The sequence below is a fragment of the Streptomyces sp. NPDC054863 genome (assembly GCF_053610825.1).
Genome location: NZ_JBSGZD010000128.1, coordinates 1 through 20,370, shown reverse-complemented (window position 1 = coordinate 20,370; position 20,370 = coordinate 1). Strand labels below are relative to the sequence as shown.

Sequence of the window (20,370 nt, the reverse complement as noted above, 5' to 3'; positions counted from 1 at the left end):
GCCGCCAGCCGAGCACCTCCATCCCCGGGTACTCCTCCAGGACCCTGTCGATCGGTTGCACGTAGAGCTGCTGGAAGCTGGAATTGCCACCCACGACGGTTCCCACCGCCTTGGCACCGTCCACCACCGCTCCACCGCTGTCCCCGCCGTCCGAGACGATCCCCGTCAGCTTGAGCAGGTTGGTGGTCCTGTTGCCGTCGGGATCCGTCCACGTGGAGTCGGCGTCGCCGTCAAACACCTTGCCGCAGGTGTAACCCGTCCTGGCACCCGACTTGCAGATCGTCTTCCCGGACGGCGGTTTCGTCCTGCCCGCGTACTTGGCCATAGTTCCGTCGTACTTGTTGATCCAGGCTCCGAACGGACTGTGGGACATCGGTATCTCAACCCCCACGAGAGCAAAGTCTTTCGTGGGGAACTGTCGGCGGTAGACCGCACCGATACGCGTCCTCTGCGGATCGTTGCGGGTCACCATCTCGCCTACCTCCCTCGTGCAGTGCCCCGCGGTGATCACGAAGGTGCCGGTTCCCTGGCTCACCGCGATCCCGGCCGAACACCCGCCCGTCGCCGTGTTCAGGCCGTCACCGCCGATCAGTCCCATCCGCGAGCTCGAACCCCGGTGGTACTCCACCTTCACCCGCTTGGCGTCTTCCGTGCCGAGCCTGGCCCCCGCGAGAAGCGTCTCCAGGACAGCCGTGCCCCGCGCACTCGCCGGAAGGTCAACCACCACACGGTTGTCCACCTCCCTCACCCCCCAGGAGGAATCCTTCGGCGGGTTGGCCACACTGTCCAACGCCGCCTTGACCCGGCGCAGTTCGTCCTGCGTGTACTGGGCCTTCCGGGGTACCGCTCCCGCCTTGCGGATCTCGGACGCCGTGGCCTCGTCGAGGGCGTTGGCGTAGACAGTGCCCGCCTCCCCGTCGATCCATACGCCCGCGAACCGGTTCCCCAGCCGCTTGCGCAGGGAATCCGCCTCGGCCGACAACCGGTCCTCCTTCTGGAGCATCGCGACGGCCCGGTCCTTCGGCATGCCCGTCGCGGCATGCACCGCATTCGCCGTGGCGGCCAGGCCGTACGAGGCACCCGTCACCTCCAGGGCGAGCCCCTCCGTTGCGGCCGGCTCACCAACCGTGCCGACGTTCGCCGCCACTACCGCTGACCCCAGCAGGGCCAGCGCCACGGCCAGACGCGGTATCTTGCGAACCTTCACCACTGTCGTTCCTCCCGATCCCCTGTCGCAGATGCGACATACAGCAGGCTCCGGACCACAGAACGCAGCCCTGCGAACCCGCTGTCCGTCTCACTTCGACCGTCCGACCGCACCTCACCGGTACGCGCCGCGTTGTGGCGGCGAGTCACACGGTGCCTGCTCCCGCTGCCGTTCCACTAGCACCACGCGAACGACAGTTAACGCAACGTGCGCATCCGCCGCCGTTCCGCTAGCGCACCGCGAACAACGGTTAACGCACCGCACGCATCCGCAAGCTCCACACGCGCCGCCGACCTCTGGCTCGACTCTGTCGGGGGCTTGGAGATGACCTATGAGGGATGACGAGGAAGACGGGGCACCACCGAACCGCACAGCGGTAGACCTGCCGGCAGGGACTGCGGTCGTCCGAATCCCTCAGGCCGATCAGTAACAGGCCCCCATCACAGTCGGACCTCGAAGAACAAGACCGTGTCCTACATGGCGAGTTGGGTGTAGGGCCGGCCATGGGGAGTGGACGGCGCTCACGGCCTTGAGGTGGGGGCCGTGGAAGGCCGCATCGAGCTCGTTCTCGCGCGGCCGACGGACGGCAGGAAATGACGTCGTACTTTGCCCAGGACTCCCCGGGTCCGCACGGCGATCAGGGAGGAGTACCGGGCCAGAGCTGTCCGGCGTCCAGGCCCCGTGGTGGTCCCCGCAGTCCCCGCAGTTCCCGCAGTCCCCGCTGTAGTCCCCGCTCAGCCTTCCGAACCGGTCTCTGTCGCTCCGCGTGCCGCAACAAGGGCTCGCTGCCTGACTTCGCCGAACAACTGGATCGTGGTGGCGGCCAGGACGTCATCCTTGCCGATGGTCCGCCCGTCTCCCGTGCGGGTGGACAGGGCCAGGACAGACTCCGGCACGGACGGGCGCGTGTCAGCCGGGACGCCCGGCACCATCAGGGTGACCGTGCCGAACCGTTTGATCCCGCCCTCCCGCACGACCATGGCCGCGTCCCGCGCGAGGTCCGTCAGGAACGCGCTCGCGAGCCCGTCCAGTTCGCGGACCATCGCCGGGACAGCTGTCCCACCCCGGTTGCGCAGCAACTTCCTGACCCCGCCCTCGAACCTGTGGGCGCCGACCACGGCACTCGGCTTGCGCGACCTGCTGCGCTTGGGAGCGCGTACGACGACACCCTCGGCGTCGTACAAGACGCCGGTCAGCCCTTTGAACGTAGGGCTGTGGTCGTACCACCTGCCTCCCACCTCCAGTTCGACGTCCCGGTCGATGGCTGTCACAAGGTCCCTGGGAAGCAGCTTCTTCCGAGCCTCCTCCTCCGCCGCGCGCAGCGCGCCGTCAATGATGTCCGTCAGTACTGTCCGCGTCACCGACGCGGCAGCCCGTGCGGCCGACCGCGAGACGTGCAGCGAGGTGACGTCCCTGAACACCGCCTTGACGAGAGAAGGCTTGAACGAGGGAACGTCCAGGCTCGCGGCGGACGTGGAACCGGTGTGCGCGGGACGTAGGGGATGTGCGGCCATCGGAAAAGGCTCTCCTGCTGTCGGTACGTGCCTCGGGGGCCCGCTTCGCCGCGCGGACCCGCTCTCGTGCACCATCCTCAGTCAATGCCGCGCACGATCAAAGGTCGGACGGACACCGACGGTCGGGAGAGTGGAACGACATCGACCCCCCAGGTCCATCAGGCGGTGCGCGCACCCTGGGCCGAAGCGGGAGCTGCCGGTACCCAGCACCGCACGACCCAAGTCAGCGGGGCAGGGGGACGGACGGACGTGCCGTGACTCGAACCCTCCATCAGATCCGGAGCGGTTCAGGTCAGTCGTCGATGGCCTGGTAGAGGGTGGTCCAGAAGTCGTTCATGGCACGCGGCGAATCCGGGGTGGACAGTCCGACCTGGGTGAGCAGGACTCCGGTGAGCCGGTTGGTCCTGTCTGCGTAGGCGGTGGTGCCGGTACCGCCGAACCAGCCGAACCGGCCGATGGGCGCGTAGTCGCCGCGATGGGTGCGCACCGCCATCCCGAAGCCCCAGCCGCCGTTCGCCCCCTGGCCGGACGACAGGTGGGCGACGTTGCTGAACATGGCTTCCCGGGCGGCCAGTTGCCCGGGCGAGAGACGGTTGGTCGTCATCAGCTCGACGGCGGCCCGGGACAAGATCCGTTCACTCCCGTGCATCCCGTGGTTCAGCAGCATCTGGAAGTAGGCGTGGTAGTCGTCGGCGGTGGAGACCAGCCCGCCGCCGGCACCCTGGAATGCAGGAGGCACGCTGGACCTTCCCCCTGCCGCCTCGTCCCACACGACGAACTCGCCGCTCTGCGGGTCGGGTCCGTACAGGGGCGGCAGTCGGTCGATCTTGTCGGCGGGCACGTGGAAGGCGGTGTCCTTCATCCCCAGCGGATCGAGGATGCGTGTCCGCAGGAACGCCTCCAACGACTGTCCCGTAACCCTGGAGACGAGCACGCCGACCACCTCGTGGCTGAGGTCGTACTGCCACCGCACTCCGGGCTGGTACTGCAGCGGCAGCTCGCCGAGGCGGCGCATCCACTCGTCCGGCTCGGGCGCCGGCCCTGATGCCACGCTGTAGTCGAGACGCTCGAAGGTCGCGGCCCTGATCGGCGAAGCCATCGACTCGAAGTCCACTCCGAGTCCGAACGTGGAGGTGAGCAGGTCGCGTACGGTGATCGGCCGCTGGGCCGGCACGGTGTCGTCCAGCGGTCCGTCGGGCCGCTTCAGCACCTGCCGGTCGGCGAGTTCCGGCAGCCACCGATCCACCGGGTCGTCCAGCCGCAACCGGCACTCGTCGAGCAGGATCATCGCCGCCGCCATCGTGACGGGTTTGGACGTGGACGCCATCCGGAAGATCGTGTCCCGGCGCATCGGCAAGCCACCGTCATGACGCATCGTCCCGATCGCTTCGACGTGTGTCCGGCCGCCACGGCCGACCAGGGCGACAAGGCCGGGAATCTTCTTGGACTCGACGTGCCGTGCCAGCACCTCGCGCAGTCGGCGCAGCCCTCTGTCGGAGAAGCCGCTGTTGCTCGTCCCCATGATGGATCTCCTGTTCACAGTGTGAGTTCTCACGGCGGCCCTGGTGGCCGCCTGGCCCTTCGAGCGGCCATGTGACGAGCCTGCAGCCTTGACCCAAGGTCAAGGTCAACCCGATACCGCGATCAAGAGCTGACCGGCACCGAGCGCGGGCGTCCCGGTCCTCCACAGCGGCAGGGGGAACGGGCTGGAACTGGTGCGCGCTATCCTCGCCCCTGTGATCGTCCGGGCTTCCCGGCCGTCGCCGACGCGGTTCGCGAGACCGCAGCCGCCCACGACCCGGAGGTACGCCGAACCGATGGCAGACGGGCTCACGATCGGTCAGGCGGCGGCGTTCGTCGGTGTCACGATCAAGACCGTGCGGCACTATCACCGGCTCGGCCTGGTTGCCGAGCCGGAACGGGACGGTTCCGGCTACCGCCGTTACCGATCGGGCGAGCTGTTCCGGCTGGTTCAGGTCCGGACCCTGGCCGCAGCCGGTGTGCCGCTGGCCGAGATCGGTGACCTGCTCGATGCCGATCCCCAGACGTTCGCCGCCACGCTGGACGACGTCCATCACCAGCTCACCGAACGGATCGACGACCTGATCGCGCGCCGCGACAGGCTGCACCGTCTCGACCATGGCGACCGGGCCCTGCTGCCCGACCGGGCCTGCGCGGTCTTGGAGCGGCTCGCCGAACTCGGCTTCAGTCCCGAGTACGTGGCCGGTCAACGGGAGGCTCTGGTGCTGGCCCGGGCGCTGGTCCCGGAGATCTTCGACAGCTTCCTGACCCGGCTCGCACATTCGCTGGACGATCCCGAGTCCGTCGAACTGACCAAGCGCGGTTGGGAGGCGAGGTCCTGGGATCCGGACGACCCGCGGATCGAGGAGCTGGCATCCACGCTGGCCGACAAGCTGCTGACCCACCGCGCGCTGCTGGCGATGCCGACCGGGTTTCAGAACCAGCCCGACGCCGCCTCCCGGTACGGAATGGTCAACCACCACCGGGAGGACCAGTCACCGTCCATCGCCCGGTTGAACACACTGATCGAGGCGCATCTGCGCGCAGCCGGCATCGCCGTTCCACATCAGTGACGGCCGCCCGGCAGACCCGGCACTGCGGCGAGACGCCCGCCTCGTCCCACGTCGTCCCCCACGTCCCGCCGCGTCCGAACCGGGATCTGCCCGGCGGAAGGCCATGCGTACAGCCATCAGTCGGCCTCTCGGAGGCAGGGCGGGGCCGGAGTCGCAGCCGCTCGCACGGAACATGATCGGCACCTTCGCCGGGCCGGTGTGGTGGTGTGTGGGACGGGGAACCCGCGGGCAGCCGACGGCGGGTGCGGTTCTGGATCCGCCGGCCCTGCGGCACGGCCTGAGGCTGCACGCCTTCGGGCTCGGCCCCTCCCCGGCCGTGGTCGGCCAACGAGGGTCCGGCAGCCCTGCCCGCAGCGCACCAAACCTGGGTGCTCCGCCATGCCCTCCGCGCAACCGGCAGTCCCCCGTGCCCGTCCCCGTCCCCGTCCCGGACCGCACCACCCCAGGCACGACGGGCCAATTTCCAGGTCCCCTTCTGGAACACATCCGCCTGCGACCCGGCATGTGGTTGCCCTCGCAAGGATCCCTTCGCCCTCTGGTGCCAGTAGTGCCCGCAGCCTCCCCTGCAGAAGCGCTGACGGCGTCGTTCGTCGGCGACCCCCAGCGCCGTCACCCGGACAAGTCCTCGACCAGGGCCTGGCCGGCCGATCAGATGCCGGTCCTGCGGATCTCGAACCGGCCGTCCGCGTACGTCTCAACCCGTGCGCCGTCTTCGCCGACCCAGGTGCCGACGATCTGTGCACGCGCGATTCTCTCGGGCCGCTCGCTCGTCGCGGCGAAGCAGCCCCCCCCCACCACCTCCACCGCGATCAGGCCCGCAGCATGACCGGCCGGACAGATCCTTGGCCTGTCCGGCGCGGGGACGCCTTCACGTCCCGGTGCGGCGGTGCTTACGGTTTGTGGGTTACCCAGAGCAGTTCCGCCGGCCAGCGGTGTGCCCAGTCGGGTGGGTCGGTTTCGTTGTAGCCGTTGGGTGTTCCGGGTTCGGGCCGCGGCTCGATGAGGTCGTCGATGACGAGACCCGCGCCGCGCAGGACCTTGACCCAGTCGCCGTAGGTGAGCTGATAGCTGGTCGCGCCGTCTCCCTCGGCGATGGCGTTCAGCCCGAAGTAGTCCTGCTGCAGCGTCGTGGTCACGCGGCCGGCGGCTTCGTCGTAGCAGGCTTCGAACCACGGGCTGGCGACGTTGAACACCAGGCGCCCGCCGCGGCGCAGGATGCGTGCGGCCTGCGGGACGGCCAGGTGCGGGGGCGCCCAGCTGAGCCCACCGAAGTCGCAGAACACGAGGTCGAAGCTGTCGGCGGCGAACGGGAGTTGTTCGGCGGCGCCTTGCACCAGCGAGTAGCGGGCCGTTCCCATCGCGTGGGCCGCTGCGGCGAGTTGGGCTTCGGACAGGTCGATCCCGACCACGGTGGCGCCCTCGGCGGCGAGCGTCCTGGACCACTGGCCGGCGCCGCAGCCGAGTTCGAGGACGCGCTTGCCGGTGACGTCGCCCAGGGCGTGCAGGTGCGCGTCGGGGAGGGAGTACATGCCCCACAGCCGGGGGGCGGCGCCGATTTGCGGGTCGTGCTTGTGCTGGTAGGAGCTGCTGATCCGGTCCCAGAGCCGCCGGTTGGCGGGGATGCTGTCCACGGGCCGACTCCAGCACTACCGGCCGGGGGCGGTCAACACGATTACGGCACAGGCCGACCCTCGGCCCGGCCCTGGACCGGCCCATGATCCGCCGGACGAGCCCCGGGCCGCCCTGAGCAGAGCAGCATCGGCGCGCGCCGAGCGCGCATCATGGTGACGCAGGCTGTCGACGAGCCGAACTGTTCGTCGAACCATACTGCCTGGGGATCGGCAGGTCGTGGGACAAGGACCCGGGAAGGTCGCGCCGGAAACACTGCGTCCCGGTCCGCGAGCCCGGGAGCATGCGGGAGCCTGGGAGTTGTCAGACAGCAACGGTTGGCTGAGACGGTCAAGAGGGCAGACAGCCGCCCGCCACCGGCCCGAGCACCGACTTCGCTGTCGCAGGACCACGGTGCCGTTCGGCCGGGCTACTCATCCGGGCTCTGAGTAGCCGTGCTCAGGAGCAGTCCGCCTCCCCTCTCTAGGGTGATCACCATGGCTGGTTCGGAAGCAGAAGACGGTATCCCCTCCCCCGGTGACGACGCAGCGAAGTCGGGGGCGTTGAAGGGCTGTGCGACCGCGGGCATCGTGCTCGCCTGCCTGGCGCTCCTGGGACTGGTGGCCCTCACCCAGCTGGCAGACGGCGTGAAGGAACCCCGGCGGCTGGAGAGCAGCGATTCCCTGAGGCCCGGCGAGGCAGCAGAGTACGCGGATGGACTGCGGGTGACCCTCAGCGTGCCGAGCAAGGAGCCGGACGGCAGTTACCGCTTCACCCTCACCTACGACAACGGCACCGAAGAAGCGATCAGGCCCATCGGCGACTCGGAGGACGGCGCCTCCTCGTACGACATCTCCCACGCTCCCCTCATCGTGAGGGCCGGAAAGCTGTACGACGGTGACGCAGCCACTACGGCCTCCATCAAGTGGGCCAACGACGAGCAGGTGGCCCGCGAACTGCTGCCGTCTCTGGAGGCGGGTGACAGCGTCACCGTCCCCGTCCACGTGACGGACGCCAAGAGGGGAACGCCGGTCACTGTTGAGGTGAAGCCGCCGAGTGCCGGCTATCGACCGGGAGCAGGCTGGGAATTCACCCTCGACTGACCGCCCAGTAACCACCCTGTGGACGAAGGCGTGGTGGCCAGTACCCATACGGCACCGTGCGAACGAGCCCCTGGCGCACTTCCGCGTCGGGGTCTTCACCGTGCCGACTGTTGCCACGGCGGCTCCCACCGCTGCGAACGCGCAGGTCATGGCACCTGCGGGACACGATGCGCACGTCAATCTGTACGTCAATCTGTACGTCAACGGCAAGGTCGTCGCCTCCGCTTCGTTCATTGCCGACAGCGACCGCTTCGAAGTGACCAAGAAGTCTTCCTACGGCGGTCGCCCGTACCTCGACCCTCGACTACAAGTACATCCGCAAGGACGGGACCCTTCAGGAGGGTCGTCACTGGGGCGTCTCGACCATCGGGCAGAAGATGAAGTTCAACCACCACTTCGGCGAAGGCAGGAAGGTCGCCTTCCGCTTGTGTGTGCAGGAGAACCTGGCGGTCGACGACTGTACCGACGACGATGACGGCCAGTGGGAGATCGGGTACGCCCGAGAGCAGTTCCTGCATGTCCAGGGGCTGGCCCTGGACGGCAGTTCCACGAGTACGGGACCGAAACGGGCGCTGACGGTGAATCCCATGGCGTAGGCACCGTTCCCGGAACGCTACGGCGGTGCAGCCGCACAACGACCTGGGTACCGGTTCCCCCCTCTCGGAGGGAAGGGGAACCGGTACCCACGGGCCATCCGGCCGGAAAGACCATCCGGGAGCGGGCAGCCATCGGCGCTCGGGCGCGCACACCGGCAATCCCCGCCTCTTTACCGGCCATTCACTACCTGATGCGTGATGGACGGCATCACGTTCCTGTTATCTTTGCGTGACTTCACGACATGACCCTCCGTAACGCTTCGGCCTGAGATCGCTAGTAGCAGGACGGGAATGACCAAGCACGACAGGTTCAACAGGGCAACACAGGCCGCACGTGCGGCACTGGCACCCGGGCGGGGCAGGAGGAAGCGGGCCAGGACTCGGTCCATGAAGCTGCGACTGCCCAGGAGACCGGACTATCCACGGCCCGGGCGGCGCGGCTGGCGCCGCTGGGTGCCTTCGTGGCGCCAAGTACTGGGCTCGGTAGTGACGTTCGTCGGTCTGCTGACGGCGACCGTAGCCATCGCGTACGCCCGCACGGACATCCCCGACGACCTCAACGCCTTCGCCACCCAGCAGGACAACGTCTACTACTGGGCGGACGGCACCCCCATGGCACGTACCGGTTGGGTGAGCCGTCAGGAGATGCCCCTGGAGAAGATTCCCGAGCACGTCCGCGGGGCGGTGCTGGCTGCCGAGAACCACAGCTTCTACTCGGATCCCGGCGTCTCGCTCCAGGGAGTCACCCGTGCGTTCTGGCAGACGGTCGTCGGCGGGGACACCCAGGGCGGCTCCACCATCACCCAGCAGTACGTGAAGAACGTCTATCTCTCACAGGACCGTTCCTTCTCGCGCAAGTTCACCGAAATGCTCATGGCGATCAAACTCGACCGGCAGCGGGACAAGGACCAGATCCTGGAGGACTACCTCAACACCAGTTGGTTCGGGCGCGGTTCCTACGGGCTGCAGCGTGCCGCCCAGGCGTACTACGGCAAAGAGGTCACCCAACTCAACGTCAGTGAGGGCGCGTTCCTGACCTCCCTGCTCAAGGGAGCGGCGCTCTACGATCCCGCCCTCGGCCCCGGCAACCACAAGCGCGCCGTCGACCGGTGGAAGTGGACGCTGGACCGCATGGTGGACGTCGGCAGGCTGAGCCAGGCGGAGCGGGCGCGGTACACCGATTTCCCCGAGCCCGGAGCGGCCCCCCGGGCGACCAGCGCCAGTGGGCAGGACGGCTACCTGGTGGAGCTCGCGGAGTCGTACGCGAAGCGCACGGGGAAGATCCCCGACGCGGCCTTCGACCTCGGCGGCTACCAGATCTACACGACCTTCGAGAAGCCGAGGATGGCCGCCCTCACCGCGGCGGTCAAGAAGTCGCGCGACTCCCTGGACCCCAAGGCGCGCGCCGCCGACCGGTACGCGAAGTTCGGGGCCGCCTCGGTCGCCCCCGACGGGCGCATACTCGCCGTGTACGGCGGTCCCGACTTCCAGCGGCAGGCCTTCAACGAGTCCAACACGGCCACGGTCCCCGCGGGTTCGGCGTTCACCCCCTTCGTCTACGCAGCCGCACTGGAGCACGGCGTCCGGCGCGAGCGCACCGGCCCCCGCACTCCCGTCACCCCTTCGACCGTGTACGACGGGAACGACGACGTGCCGCTGATGACCCCGGAGGGCCCCTACTGGGACCGGGGCGGCAAGATGGTCAAGGGCCAGAACGACGACGGCCGTTCCTACGGGCGCATCCCCCTGCGGGAGGCCGTGGCACGGGGCGTGAACACCCCCTTCCTCCAGCTCGGCATGGACGTCGGGCTTGACGTGGTGCGGGAGACCGCCGAGAAGTCCGGGATGCTCGCCTCCAACTTCGGCCCGCCCGTGCCCGCCTTCTCGCTGGGCAATTCCACCCCGAGCGCCATCCGCATGGCCGGTGCCTACGGAGTGTTCGCGGGCGCCGGCATGCACACGGACCCGTACTCGGTACGGAAGATCACGCGCAACGGCGGGCCGGTGCCGCTGCCCCGTGCACGCTCGGCGCGCGCCCTGAGCCAGGCCGTGGCGGGCCGGGTCACCGAGGCGCTCACCCGTACCGGCGAGGACTTCGCCGGCAAGACGGGCACCACCCCTGACGACACCGCGCGCTGGTACGTCGGCTCCACCAAGGAGGCGGCCACGGCGGTCGTCGTCTACCGCATGGACCTCGCCAAGAGCCTCGCGCCCCTGCCCCTGAAGGGGCTCGGCCGGAACCCTGCGGCAGCCGGGAAGATGCCGGCCGAGATCTGGGGCCGGTACACGGCCGCCCTGCGACGGTGACGCGCACCGTGAAGCCCTCGCCCCCGCCCTCCCCCCTCTGTCTGGAGCAGTCGCGATGATCTGGAAGAAGTCGGCCACGCTGCGCGCTCGGATCCGTACCAGGCCCGCCATCGGTGTCGGTGTCGCCGCGGTGCTCGTCGCCTCGCTCTCCACCGCGCTCGCCGTCTCGGCCTCGGACGACTCGTCGAACGACGCCACGAACACCGCAGCCGGACCGAAGGCGACCGCCGCCGCGCCGAAGCCCACCGCGAAGAAGCCGCCGGGCACGGGCAAGGTCAAGGAGGAGAAGTGGGACGGGCAGGTGCGGGTGCTGGGAGACGGTTCCACGTCCTACACCGGGCCGCAGCCGGGCCAGTTGAAGGCGGAGCGGCTCAAGCCGGGAGAGAAGCCGCCCCAGTTCGTGGTCTTCTCCTGGGACGGCGCGCTGGAGAGCGACGACCGGCTGTTCTCCCGCTTCCGGCGCGTGGCGAAGGAGAACAACGCCAACATGACGTTCTTCCTCACCGGCATCTATCTGCTGCCGAAGGAGAAGAAGAACCTGTATCTGCCCCCGCAGCACAAGACCGGCGCGGCGGCGATCTCGTACCCGACGGACGAACACATCCGTATGACGCTGGAGCAGCTCGGCGGGGCCTGGAAGGAGGGGAACGAGATCGGGTCGCACTTCAACGGCCACTTCTGCGGCAAGAAGGGCGGCGGCGACTGGAGTTCGGCGGAATGGACGTCGGAGATCGACCAGTTCTACTCCTTCGTGCAGAACTGGAAGACGAACACGGGAATGAAGGATCTCGATCCGCTGCCCTTCGACCCCACCCGTGAGGTCGTGGGCGGACGGGCGCCCTGTCTGGAGGGGCAGAAGACCCTCATACCGGCGACCAAGTCCTTCGGCTGGCGCTACGACGCCAGCTCCGCGGGGGACTTCCAGATCTGGCCTGCCAAGAAGGACGGCATCTGGGACCTGCCGCTGCAGCTGCTGCCCTTCCCCCAGAAGGAGTTCCAGGTGCTCTCCATGGACTTCAACTTCCTCTACAACCAGTCGAAGGGAAGCACCGAGGGGGATCCGGCGAAGTACCAGGCGTGGCGGAAGCAGGCCAGGGATGCCTATCTCGCGGGATTCCAGCGGGTGTTCCACGGCAGCAGGGCGCCGATGTTCATCGGGAACCACTTCGAGGACTGGAACGGCGGGATCTACATGGATGCCGTCGAGGACGTCATGAAGGACGTCTGCCCCCGCAAGGGAGTGCGCTGTGTCTCCTTCCGCGAACTGACCGACTGGCTCGACGCACAGGATCCCAAGGTGCTGGCCCGGTGGCGGCTGCTCGACCCCGCTCAGCCGGCGGGCTGGAAGCAGTAGGAGACCCACCTCGGCGAAGGTGCCCGTGGGTTTGTTCCGCGGCTCCCGGGCGCAGGGGGCTCGCCCCTGCGACGTATGTCTGCGTCCACGGCGGGTTCGTCCACGGCGGGCGCAAGTGCCCGCCACCGCGCCTGCACCGGCCGCTCCCGGGTTCTCCGCGCCTGCCGTCGGCCGGGGCCGCCGCCGGCCCAGGGCGACGCGGGGTCGAATCGGCTCGGCCGCATATAGTCGATCTCATGAGTCGTTGGCAGGAACTGACCGGTGGAACGTCCGGGGACGCGTACGCCGCACGCTTCGATGCGCTGGTCCGCGGTGGAGAGGACGTGCACGGCGAGGCGACGTTCTGCGCGGCTCTGGTGCCCTCCGGGGCACGGGTGCTCGATGCCGGCTGCGGTACCGGAAGAGTCATGATCCGGCTGTCGGAACTCGGGTACGACTGCGTCGGGGCCGACCTGGATGCCTCGATGCTGGAGGTGGCGCGGGCGCAGGCGCCTGAACTGCCCTGGTTCCAGGCCGATCTTGCCGAGTTCGATCCGGCCCGGCTCGGTGTCGCCGCGGACTTCGACCTCGTGGTCGCCGCCGGCAACGTCCTGCCGCTGCTCACCCCCGGGACGGAGGCCACGGTGGTCGACCGCCTGGCCGCGGCCCTGCGTCCGGGCGGCCTGCTGGTCGCGGGCTTCGGTCTGGACGCCGCCCATCTGCCCGTGCCACCCACCCTCGCGCTGCCGGAGTACGACGCCTGCTGTGCCGCGGCCGGCCTTGTCCTCGTCGACCGCTTCGCCACCTGGGACGCCGCCCCCTACGACGGCGGCGGATATGCAGTCAGTGTCCACCGCCTTCAGCCCTGACCCCCACCCTGACCCAGGATTGGGCAGGGTGGGGCCAGTTGCCTGTGCGGTGGCAGTACGTGTCGGTGGAAGCGGCCACTTGCGCCGGTAGTGGTCGCCACCTTGCCGTGACTCCGTTCGCGCCGCCGGAGCGCGGGCTCGGCTCTGCGGGCCTGGTCCTCTTCAGCCGCGTCGCCTGGGGTCGAGCAGCTGCTCCCGCAGCGCCGTCAGCTGGTGCGAGGACTCCACTGCCCGGGTCTCGTCCAGCGTGGCCAGCGCCAGGATCAGCGCGTCCGCGACCAGCAGCCCGGTCAGTGACTCGGCGGTGATCCCGGTCGGGGTGTGCGGCGCGGTCAGGACGGCCTCGACGCGGTCGGCGTACGCCTCGCCCAGTTCGTCCGTCACGAGGATCACCTTGGCACCGACGGCCCTGGCCCGTTCCATCATCACCGTCAGCTCGACCAGCCGGCGGCCGGGCTGGAAGATCACCACGGCGTCACCCTGGCCGAGCGCGAGCAGTTGGTCCGCGAGGGCGAAGCCCGTCTCGGAGACGAAGCGGGCGCGGCGGCCGATCCGGCCGAGAGCCAGCGCGAGGTGTCGGGCCCCGGGCTCCGATGCGGCGATCGCGTAGCAGAACACCTCGTGCGCCTCGGCGAGCACCGTCACCGAACGCCTCAGCGCCTCCGGCTCGGTGAGCCGGCGGCAGTGGTCGATGCGCTCCTGCGCCTCGTCGAAGACGTCGGCCCAGATGGAGTCGAGGTCCTGGCCCACGTGCGCGATGCGCTGCTTGAGGCGTACTTCGGGGGCGACGGCCGAGGTGAAGTCGTTGGCCAGTTCGCGCTTGAGGGCGGGCAGGCCCGCGTATCCGAGGCGCTGGAGCGCGCGTACGACGGTGGCGTTGCTGGTGGAGCTCGCGGCCCCCAGCTCCTGGGCGCTGGCGAAGAGCAGCTGCTCGACGGGGGCGCTGACCAGGTACTGCGCCACGGCCCGCTCCGAAGCGGACAGTTCCTCCCATTGATCGCGAATCGTGGCGCGCAACCGCGTCACTCCGGTGTCGCTCTCTGGAATCTCCATTACAACCATTGACTTCCGTGTGACGGACGTTACTGTCCTGGGCAGAACGTTCCAAGAGGAACAGATCCTGAAATCGACGTTACATGATCATGGTGATCCTGTGACCGCCGCTCGCGGGATCGTTCCGTCGCGAGGAGAAGAATGGCACCCCGTCCCACGGCACCCGCCCCCGCCCGGGTCCTCCCGGTCATCGAGATCTCCGGCAGCCCGCTCGCCCGCGGTCGCCAGTACGGCGAAGCCGTGCGCCCCCAACTGCACGCCGCCCTCGGCTACTACGAGGAGGCCTTCGGCCGCTCCGCAGGTCTGACCTGGGAGCGGGTGACCGCCCGCGCCGCCCGCTGGCTGGAGCCCGTACGCGCCTACGCCCCCCACCTCGTCGAGGAGATGCAGGGCATCGCGGACGGCGCCGGGGTGCACCTGCTCGACGTCCTCGCCCTGAACGCCCGCGGCGAGGTCATCTACGACAAGTCCTTCGCGCGGATGGAGGCGGACGGCAGCCCCTCGGACAGCGGCCCCTCCGACAGCGGCCCCGCGGACGGCCCCCACGCGCAAGGGCCTGCCGGAGAACCCGCCGACGAGGAGCCCGCCGAGGGATGCACCTCCTTCGCCGCCTACGGCGAGGCCAGCGGCGACGGGCACGTCTACGCAGGACAGAACTGGGACTGGCGCGCGGGCGTCGCCGACACCGTCGTCATGATCCGGATCGTCCAGCCCCCCAAGCCCACCCTGATCATGCAGGTCGAGGCCGGACAGGTCGGCCGCCAGGGCGCCAACTCGGCCGGGATCGCCTTCAACGCCAACGGCCTCGGCGGACGCTTCGACGACACGATCGGCCTGCCCCAGACCGTCGTGCGCCGCAGCGTCCTGGACCGGTCCAGCATCACCGACGCCCTCGACGTCCTGTGCCGCACCCGGGCGCACATCGCCAGCAACGCCCTGCTCACCTGCCGCGAGGGCTTCGCCATCGACCTGGAGACCACCCCGGCCGGGCACGGCTGGATGTACCCGACCGACGGTCTGCTGGTGCACGGCAACCACTACCAGGCGGGCATCCCCGGCCCGCTGGCCGCCGCCGGGTACCGCCCGATGTCCTCCGACTCGCTCGTGCGCGTGCCCCGCGCCGAGCAGGGGCTCCGGGAACTGCGCCGCTCCACAGGCCCCGAGGAGTCGCGCGAGATCGTCCGCCGCGCGATGTCGGACCACCTCGGCCACCCGGAGTCCCTGTGCACCCACCCCGACCCGCGCCGGCCCCTCGTCGAGCACTGGACCACGCTCGTCTCCTCCCTGGCCGACCTGACCACCGGTGACTACCACGTGACCGCGGGCACCCCCTGCGACCGCGAGTACCAGCACCTCCCCTGGAACCTCTACGACGGCCCGTACGGCCAGAACTGACGGGAAATCAGTGATGAACCGCATCTCCCCAAGCCCAAGAAGGACGGCTCTGACCGCGGGCCTCGTCGTGGCGTCGGTCGCGCTGGCCGCCGGTTGCAGCGGAGCGACCCAGTACGCCGCAGGCACCGCGGGCAAGGCCGACGCCGCCGCCCTCACCCTCACCCCGACGACCCCCGCCGCCAAGGGAGAACTCCCCCACGCCAACTGGCTCCTGGAGGACGAGCCGGACTCCCTCGACCTGGACACCCAGGGCTCCAGCGCGGGCCGCGTCGTCCTCACCAACGTCTGCGAGCGGCTCTACCAGCTCCAGCCGGACATGTCGACGAAACCCTTCCTCGCCGAGAAGGCCGAAACGCCGAACGACACCACCCTCGTCCTGACCCTGCGCTCCGGCGTCACCTTCCACGACGGCACCCCGATGACCGCCGACGACGTGCTGTGGAGCCTGCAGCGGCACGCCGACCCGGACATGGAGCAGGGCGACGAGTTCGGCAACATCGCCTCGATGAAGAAGACCGGCGACCGGCAGATCACCCTTACCTTCAAGGCGCCCGACGCCATGTTCTTCAAGGCGCTCGCCGGTGACGCGGGCATCGTCTGGAACAAGGAGCAGGTCGAGAAGGCGGGCAAGGACTTCGGTACGCCGGGGCAGCCGGACGCCTGCACCGGCCCGTACACGCTGGGCGCATGGAAGTCCGGCGACTCGATCACCCTGCGCCGCCACGACGGCTACTGGGGCAAGAAGCCACTGACGAAGCAGGTCACCTTCCGCTGGGCGGGCGACAGCGCGCTCGTCAACGCCCTCATGACCGGAGCCGCCGACGGCGCGTACGCCGAGTCCCCCAACACCGCTTCCGCGCTCAACGGCAAGAAGGGCATCGAGCAGCACTACGGCCCGTCCACGGCCTCGCTCGTCCTCATACCGACCGAGCGCGGCGGCCTGAAGGACCCGAAGATCCGCCGGGCCCTCTCGCTGGCCCTCGACCGAAAGGGCATCGCCGCCTCCGGTTACGGCTCGATGGTGCAGCCCTGGGGCACGCCGGTCGGCTCCGGCGCCTGGGGTTACGAGAAGGCCGTCTTCGCGGCGGCCCAGAAGGACATCGCCCACGCCCCCGCGAGCCCCACGGCGGACGACATCGCCGCGGCGAAGAAGCTGGTCAAGGAGGCGGGCGCGGCTCCCACCGAGCCGATCGTGATCGGCACGGACGCCAGCCAGGGCCGCAGCGTCGCCGCCAACGCGGTCCGCGCCGCGCTCCAGCGCATCGGCCTCAAGGGTCAGATCAAGACGGTGCCGACCTCGCAGTTCGAGCAGTACTACAGCGACCCGGACGTCCGCGGCGAGATCGACGTGCTCGTCGCCGACTGGTACATCTCCAAGGCCGACCCGATGGGCTTCTACGACAACGCGCTCTCCGACTCCTCCAACAACTGGGTCGGCTTCAAGGACCCGGCGTACGACGCCAAGGTCAAGAAGGCGCTCGCCACCCTCGACGACGCGAAGCGCGCGAAGCTCGCCGTCGACGTCCAGAAGACGTTCACCGACGCGGCCGTGTGGATCTCCGTCGCCCAGGTGCCATCCGTCCTGGTCCTCAACGAGAAGCTGACCGGACCGCCCGCCTCCATGGCGTACCTCTACTACCCGTGGGCCGCCGAACTCGGCGCGAAGAAGGGCTGACCACCGATGCTCGCCCGGATCTCCCGGAGGCTGGCCGGCCTGCTGGCCACGCTCCTCGCCGCCTCCTTCGTCATCTTCGCCGCCGTGTACGCGGCCCCCGGCGACCCGGCCGTCTTCCTGGCCGGGGGCCGCGACAAACTCACCCCCGAAAAGCTGGAACTGGTCAGGGCCCAGTACCACCTCGACGAACCCCTGATCATGCAGTACGGCCGCTGGCTCGGCGACTGCCTCCACTTCGACCTCGGCCGGTCCTTCAAGTACAGCGACGAGGTCGCCGAGCTGCTGCTCGCGCGCTTCCCGACGACGCTCGCCCTCGTGGCGTACGCGACGGTGCTCTTCGTCGTCCTGGGCGTCGGCGCCGGGATCCTCGCCGCGGTCCGCCGGGGCACCTGGGTCGACTCGGCCGTCGTCGGCTCCACCACCCTGGCGGCGTCCGTGCCCTCGTTCGTCTCCGCCATCGCGCTGGTCGCGCTCTTCGGCGTCCAGCTCGGCTGGTTCCCGGTGACCGGCAGCGGCGAGGGGTTCGCGGGCACCCTGCACCATCTGACGTTGCCCGCCGTCTCCCTGGCACTCGGTGCGCTCGCGCTGATCAGCCGGGTGACCCGGCAGTCCATGGTGGACGCGGGCGCCGCCGACCACGTGGAGGTGGCCCGCGCCTCCGGCATCCCCGAACGCGAGATCGTCCGCCGCCACGTCCTGCGCAACGCCCTGGGGCCGATCATCACGATGTGCGGCCTGGTCATGGCGGGCATGCTCGCCGGCACCGTCGTCGTGGAGACGGCCTTCGGGATCAGCGGCATCGGCTCGCTGCTCGTCGGCGCGATCAACACGCACGACTTCCCCGTCGCACAGGCCGTACTCCTGCTGATGGTCACCGGCTACATCGTCGTCACGACCCTCGTCGACCTGGTCCATCCCCTGCTCGACCCGCGCGTGAAGGAGGTTGCCGGATGAGCACCTTGACCCTCGCCCCGACCGGGATCGAGTCCGCCTCGCGCAGGCCCCCGAGCGTCATGATCGCCGGGGCCGTCCTCGCCCTCGTGGTCCTCGCCGCCGTCCTCGCACCGTTCGTCGCCCCGTACGCCCCCGACGCCATCGACCTCTCGGCGTCCCTCGTCGGCACCGGCGGCGAACACCTCCTGGGCACCGACTCCTCGGGGCAGGACCTGCTCTCCCGGGTGCTGCACGGCGCACGCACCAGCCTGATCGCACCGATCCTGCTGCTCGCCATCGCCGCACTCCTCGGCGTCACGCTCGGCACGCTCGCCGCCTGGCGGGGCGGCTGGACCGACACCCTCGTCTCCCGGCTCACCGACGTCATGTACGCCTTCCCCGGGCTGCTGTTCACCGTCCTGATCATCGCCGTCTTCGGCGCCGGGATCACCACGTCGGTGCTCGCGCTCGGTCTCGCGTACACGCCGACGGTCGCCAAGTACACCCGCTCCGTGGCGCTCGCCGAACGCCGCAAGCCCTACATCGACGCCTACCGCGTCCAGGGCATGGGCGGCATCCGGATCTGCGTCCGCCACCTCGTGCCCAACCTGGGCCGCTCGGTCCTCGGCTACCTGGTCGTGCTGTTCGGCGAGGCCCTGATGTCGCTGGCCACGCTCTCGTACCTGGGCTTCGGCACCCAGCCGCCCAGCTCGGACTGGGGACTGATGGTCCAGGAAGGCCAGGCAGCCGTCGTGCAGGGCGCGCTGCTGCCCGCCCTGGTGCCCGGTGTCGCCATCGCCCTCGTCGTGGTGTCCTTCAACGTCGTCGGGGTCTGGGCCGCCGACCGACTCGACAGCAGGAGGTAACCCCATGCTCCTCGACATCGAGAACCTCACCCTCGAACTGCCCGGCACCGCCCGCCCCGTACTCACCGACGTCTCCCTCAAGGTGGCGGCCGGCGAGGTGGTCGGCCTGGTCGGCGAATCCGGATCCGGCAAGTCGACGACGGCCAAGGCGGCGTTGCGGACGCTGCCCGCGGGCACCGCCGGCAGCGCCGTCTCCGGGGCGGTGCGCGTCGACGGCACCGACGTCCTCGCCCTGGGCGGCGAGGCCCTGCGCGCCCACCGGGCCCGTACGGTCGCGATGGTCCACCAGGACCCGCGTGCCGCCCTCAACCCGGTCCGCCGCATCGGCGACTTCCTGCTGGAGCGGCTCGCGGGCACGGGCCTCGACAAGAAGGCCGCCCGCGCCCGGGCCGTCGAACTCCTCGCCACGGTCGGCCTGCCCGATCCCGAGCGCCGCGTCCGCCAGCGCCCGCACGAACTGTCCGGCGGCATGCTCCAGCGCGTCGTCATCGCGGGCGCACTGGCCGCCGAACCGAGACTGCTGCTCGCCGACGAGGCGACCAGCGCCCTGGACGTCACCACGCAGGCCGAGATCCTCGCCCTGCTCCGCACCCTGCGGGCCGAGCGGAACCTCGGACTGCTGTTCATCACGCACGACCTGCATCTGGCCGCCGCCTACTGCGACCGCGTGTACGTCATGTACGCGGGGCGCGTCGTCGAGGAGCAGACCGCCGCGACCCTCTTCGAGCGGCCCAGGCACCCGTACACGCGCGGGCTGCTCGCCTGCTCGCCGACGCTCGGCGAGAGCGGCCGGGAGATCCGCCCGATCCCGGGGCGCCCGCCGTCGCTGACGGACGCCTTCGGCGGCTGCGAGTTCGCCGACCGCTGCCCGGACGCCGAACCGGAGTGCGCCACCTGGCGGCCTGAGCCGGTCGCGCTGCCCGGCGGCGGCTCCGCGAGCTGCCGCCGACTGCCCGTCCTGACGGGCGCGGGCGAAACCACTGAGAAGGGAGCGTCCCGATGACCACGACGACACCCCGGTCCGCACCGCTGTTGACCGTGGAGGGGCTGCGAAAGACGTACCGGCTCCCCGGCGGAGAGGCTCTCACCGCCGCCGACGCCGTCTCCTTCACCGTGCCCGTCGGCGGTTCTCTGGGAATCGTCGGCGAGTCGGGCTCCGGCAAGACGACGGTGGCCCGGATGCTCATGGGTCTCGTACGCCCCGACGCGGGCACCGTCTCCGTCGCGGGGCGCGCCCGCTCCCCGCGCACCCCGCGCGGCAGGACCGCCCGGCTCGCCAGGGCCCGGGAGATCCAGATGGTCTTCCAGGATCCGTAC

At 69.8% G+C, this 20,370-nt stretch carries 18 protein-coding genes; 13 read left to right on the top strand and 5 right to left on the bottom strand.

Annotation, left to right across the window (positions count from 1 at the left end):
- A partial coding sequence (locus ACWGIG_RS22320) for a S1 family peptidase (RefSeq protein ID WP_453323391.1) occupies positions 1-1,207 on the bottom strand: 1,207 nt, incomplete at its 3' end.
- 331 nt (positions 1,208-1,538) lie between these two features.
- Here ACWGIG_RS22320 and ACWGIG_RS22315 point away from each other — a divergent pair.
- Positions 1,539-1,637: a DUF6191 domain-containing protein gene (locus ACWGIG_RS22315; RefSeq protein WP_453323390.1), complete on the top strand. Its 99-nt coding sequence runs from the start codon at positions 1,539-1,541 to the stop codon at positions 1,635-1,637.
- 304 nt (positions 1,638-1,941) lie between these two features.
- Here ACWGIG_RS22315 and ACWGIG_RS22310 read toward each other — a convergent pair whose 3' ends face one another.
- Positions 1,942-2,721 (bottom strand): hypothetical protein, encoded by a 780-nt coding sequence (locus tag ACWGIG_RS22310; protein ID WP_453323389.1) that lies wholly within the window; start codon positions 2,719-2,721, stop codon positions 1,942-1,944.
- 292 nt (positions 2,722-3,013) lie between these two features.
- The gene (locus tag ACWGIG_RS22305) at positions 3,014-4,243 is read right to left on the bottom strand and encodes a serine hydrolase domain-containing protein (RefSeq protein ID WP_453323388.1); all 1,230 of its coding nucleotides are present in this window, start codon (positions 4,241-4,243) and stop codon (positions 3,014-3,016) included.
- 295 nt (positions 4,244-4,538) lie between these two features.
- Between ACWGIG_RS22305 and ACWGIG_RS22300 the strand changes: the two genes are divergently transcribed.
- Positions 4,539-5,315, top strand: coding sequence for a MerR family transcriptional regulator (locus tag ACWGIG_RS22300; protein WP_453323387.1), 777 nt, complete (start codon positions 4,539-4,541; stop codon positions 5,313-5,315).
- A gap of 890 nt (positions 5,316-6,205) precedes the next feature.
- On the opposite strand, the gene ACWGIG_RS22295 is transcribed toward ACWGIG_RS22300, so the two are convergent.
- The gene (locus ACWGIG_RS22295; RefSeq protein WP_453323386.1) at positions 6,206-6,946 is read right to left on the bottom strand and encodes a class I SAM-dependent methyltransferase; all 741 of its coding nucleotides are present in this window, start codon (positions 6,944-6,946) and stop codon (positions 6,206-6,208) included.
- Positions 6,947-7,420: 474 nt separating this feature from the next.
- Here ACWGIG_RS22295 and ACWGIG_RS22290 point away from each other — a divergent pair, with 474 nt between their 5' ends.
- The 5 genes from ACWGIG_RS22290 (at position 7,421) to ACWGIG_RS22270 (ending at position 13,131) form a co-directional block, all read left to right on the top strand.
- On the top strand, positions 7,421-8,026 hold the full coding sequence (locus tag ACWGIG_RS22290) for a hypothetical protein (RefSeq protein WP_453323385.1): 606 nt from the start codon (positions 7,421-7,423) through the stop codon (positions 8,024-8,026).
- A gap of 377 nt (positions 8,027-8,403) precedes the next feature.
- On the top strand, positions 8,404-8,622 hold the full coding sequence (locus tag ACWGIG_RS22285) for a hypothetical protein (protein WP_453323384.1): 219 nt from the start codon (positions 8,404-8,406) through the stop codon (positions 8,620-8,622).
- 291 nt (positions 8,623-8,913) lie between these two features.
- On the top strand, positions 8,914-10,929 hold the full coding sequence (locus ACWGIG_RS22280) for a transglycosylase domain-containing protein (protein WP_453323383.1): 2,016 nt from the start codon (positions 8,914-8,916) through the stop codon (positions 10,927-10,929).
- Between the two features lie 55 nt (positions 10,930-10,984).
- Positions 10,985-12,283 carry a hypothetical protein gene (locus ACWGIG_RS22275; RefSeq protein WP_453323382.1) on the top strand — a complete coding sequence of 433 codons (1,299 nt, stop codon included), beginning with the start codon at positions 10,985-10,987 and terminating at the stop codon, positions 12,281-12,283.
- A 236-nt stretch (positions 12,284-12,519) separates the two neighbouring features.
- Positions 12,520-13,131: a class I SAM-dependent methyltransferase gene (locus tag ACWGIG_RS22270; RefSeq protein WP_453323381.1), complete on the top strand. Its 612-nt coding sequence runs from the start codon at positions 12,520-12,522 to the stop codon at positions 13,129-13,131.
- Positions 13,132-13,293: 162 nt separating this feature from the next.
- Here the strand turns inward: ACWGIG_RS22270 and ACWGIG_RS22265 are convergent, their stop codons facing one another.
- Positions 13,294-14,184 carry a MurR/RpiR family transcriptional regulator gene (locus ACWGIG_RS22265; protein WP_453323380.1) on the bottom strand — a complete coding sequence of 297 codons (891 nt, stop codon included), beginning with the start codon at positions 14,182-14,184 and terminating at the stop codon, positions 13,294-13,296.
- 141 nt (positions 14,185-14,325) lie between these two features.
- On the opposite strand from ACWGIG_RS22265, the gene ACWGIG_RS22260 reads away from it, so the two are divergent.
- The 6 genes from ACWGIG_RS22260 to ACWGIG_RS22235 all read left to right on the top strand — a co-directional run.
- Positions 14,326-15,579 carry a C45 family autoproteolytic acyltransferase/hydolase gene (locus ACWGIG_RS22260; RefSeq protein WP_453323379.1) on the top strand — a complete coding sequence of 418 codons (1,254 nt, stop codon included), beginning with the start codon at positions 14,326-14,328 and terminating at the stop codon, positions 15,577-15,579.
- 13 nt (positions 15,580-15,592) lie between these two features.
- Positions 15,593-17,254, top strand: coding sequence for an ABC transporter substrate-binding protein (locus ACWGIG_RS22255; RefSeq protein ID WP_453323378.1), 1,662 nt, complete (start codon positions 15,593-15,595; stop codon positions 17,252-17,254).
- Positions 17,255-17,260: 6 nt separating this feature from the next.
- Entirely contained in the window at positions 17,261-18,208 is a 948-nt protein-coding gene (locus ACWGIG_RS22250) for an ABC transporter permease (protein ID WP_453323377.1), read from the top strand.
- Positions 18,205-19,053: an ABC transporter permease gene (locus tag ACWGIG_RS22245; RefSeq protein ID WP_453323376.1), complete on the top strand. Its 849-nt coding sequence runs from the start codon at positions 18,205-18,207 to the stop codon at positions 19,051-19,053. The genes ACWGIG_RS22250 and ACWGIG_RS22245 overlap by 4 nt, the downstream gene beginning before the upstream one ends.
- Positions 19,054-19,057: 4 nt before the next feature.
- Positions 19,058-20,056, top strand: coding sequence for an ABC transporter ATP-binding protein (locus tag ACWGIG_RS22240; protein WP_453323375.1), 999 nt, complete (start codon positions 19,058-19,060; stop codon positions 20,054-20,056).
- Positions 20,053-20,370, top strand: a 318-nt coding sequence (locus ACWGIG_RS22235; RefSeq protein ID WP_453323374.1) for an ATP-binding cassette domain-containing protein, incomplete at its 3' end; no start/stop codon positions are given. The genes ACWGIG_RS22240 and ACWGIG_RS22235, both read left to right, overlap by 4 nt.